Raw genomic sequence first — 2,254 nt, 5'->3', positions numbered from 1 at the left:
GCTGCGCCAGTCGCGCCCCAGCACTATGCGTACGTCGGCCGTCAACTCCTTGCGCAGCACCGGGACCGCCCGGGTGGCGAGCGGCAGTGCCTGCGCCACGCGCCGTGCCGCCGCTTCATGGCCGCTGCGGTATTCGACGACAGTCTCTGCCTGTACGAACGGGCGCTGGTTGCTCAGGCGACTGGCTTGCACGCCCTGGCGCGCCAGCCATTGCCCGAGCCGCGCGGCCATGCCGGCCACGCCGTTGCCGTTGCTCAGCTCGAGCCGCAGGCCCGTGTCCGCGGTCGACGCGTCGACGGCGTCCGCCACGGCCGGCACGGCAGCAGCGGGCACGGGCTGGTGCGTCAAGGCCGACGTAACGACAGCGGAAGCAACCTCGCTTTCGCGCTCGATGAACGGCGTCGACGCGTCGGCCCGCGGCCAAGCCGCGACCGTGGGTTGGTCAAACACGCGCACGGTGTGCGGCGAGAGCGCGACCATCACCGTCAGCGGCGCCGCATCGGCCCGCGTGACCGTCGGCACGGCCAGGTCCGCCGCGGTGACGGACGCGGCCATCACCACGGCAATGCGCGGCGGCTCATGCGCCGCAGCACTTGCTTCGGCCGGGCGATCGACTCGCGCATGCACCGTCGCAGTCATTTCTGCCGGGATGTCCGCACGCACGGCAACCGTCTCGGCCGCGGGGTTGGTTTGCACGTCGGCAAGCTGCGTCTGACGGGCCTGCAAATCCTCCCAGCGACTGGCCGCTTCGCGCAGGTTGCCGCGCGCGGCCGCGTCGTCGGGGTCGAGCTTGACGGCGGTCCGCAGTTCCACCAGCGCCTCGCGCGGCCGGCCCGCGAGCAGCATCACGTAGCCGAGATTGCTGCGCAGGTGCGCGCGCTCTGGTTGCGCCGCAACCGCCGCACGCAAGGCCAGCTCGGCTTCGTCGTGACGGCCAAGCTGGGCCAGCGCTACGCCGAGCGCGTTGTGAGCTTCGGCATGAGTCGGCTCTGCAGCGATCGCCTGCCGGTAGGCATCGACCGCCTTGCTCCAGGCCTGCATGCCGCCGTGGTAGCGACCCATTGCGTAATACCCCGGGGCCGCTGCCGCCGAGTGCCGCACTTCGAGCACCGGGTCGATGCGCCAGGCGCGCGCCGACATCGGCTCGACGCTGGCGCAGCCGGCCGCCGCAAGCAGCACCGCGGCAGCCACGCCCGGCGCAGGCATGCGCGTGTGCAACACCAAGCGGCGCAAGGACGCTGCACACGAGCGCGGCGCCTTGGAGGGCGCTTTCCGTGGTAAGGCCTTCACACTGCGCTGCCCGCTCGTGGCGCGACGTGCTGGACGCGACGTGAGCGCCGCCGGTCGCGCCGGAGGCTCGGCCATCGCCGGCAGCTCGACCATCGCCGGCCGCGCCGCGATGGGGTCGCATCCGATCTGGTACTTGACGTGCATGGCCGCACTCCTGTTGGGAAACAAGCGCTCGTTCAAGGGCCCGCCGTGCCGCTCATGGTGGGCAGCAGCACGCGGTAGATCTGGATCATGGCCGGGCCCATGAGCACCAGCATCAGCGAGGGGAAGATGAAGAAGATCAGCGGGAACAGCAGCTTGAGCGCGATCTTCGCGGCCGCTTCCTCGGCCTTTTGGCGGCGGCGCGTGCGCAGCATGTCGGCATGCACGCGCAACGACTGCGCAATGCTGGTGCCGAAGCGCTCGGCCTGAATGATCATCGAGACGAAGCCGTCCACTTCTTCCACGCCGGTGCGCAGCGCCAGGTTGCGCAGGGCACGCTCGCGCGGCGCACCGGCGCGCAACTCCAGGTTCACCAGGCGCATCTCGTCGCTCAGCACCTCGCTCTTGTGAACCATGTCGTCGGCCACGCGATTGAGCGCCGCCTCGGTGCCCAGCCCGGCTTCCATGCACACCGTCATGAGGTCGAGCGCGTCGGGGAAAGTTTCGAAGATTTCGCGTTTGCGCAGGAACACCATGCGCGACAGCACCACATTGGGCAGGTAGTAGCCGACAGACGCAGCCAGCAGCAGCCACATCAGCAGGTTGGTGCCCTTGACCGAAGAGCCCAGCAGGGTGAGACCGGCAAAGGTGATCATCGGCAGGCCGACCGCGAGGATCGTCTTCACGCCGAAAAAGGCCGCTGGCGCCGCAGCATTGCGGATGCCCGCATTGACGAAACGCCGCCGCAGCGCCGACGCCTCGAAGCCTTCTCCCGGCGCCGACAGCTTGGCCAGCGGCCGCGTCGCACGCGCCAGCCGGTCGA

2 protein-coding genes are annotated in these 2,254 nt (G+C 70.0%); both read right to left on the bottom strand.

Annotated features, from left to right (window positions below; translation table 11 throughout):
- A partial coding sequence (locus tag RMO12_RS03595) for a tetratricopeptide repeat protein (protein WP_309638229.1) occupies positions 1 to 1,434 on the bottom strand: 1,434 nt, incomplete at its 3' end.
- Between the two features lie 32 nt (positions 1,435 to 1,466).
- A partial coding sequence (locus RMO12_RS03590; RefSeq protein WP_309638228.1) for a type II secretion system F family protein occupies positions 1,467 to 2,254 on the bottom strand: 788 nt, incomplete at its 5' end.

It is taken from the genome of Methylibium sp., from assembly GCF_031393925.1.
Classification (GTDB): Bacteria; Pseudomonadota; Gammaproteobacteria; order Burkholderiales; family Burkholderiaceae_C; genus Methylibium.
Note: the sequence above shows the minus strand (reverse complement) of the source record. Positions and strands in the feature narration are given on the sequence as shown.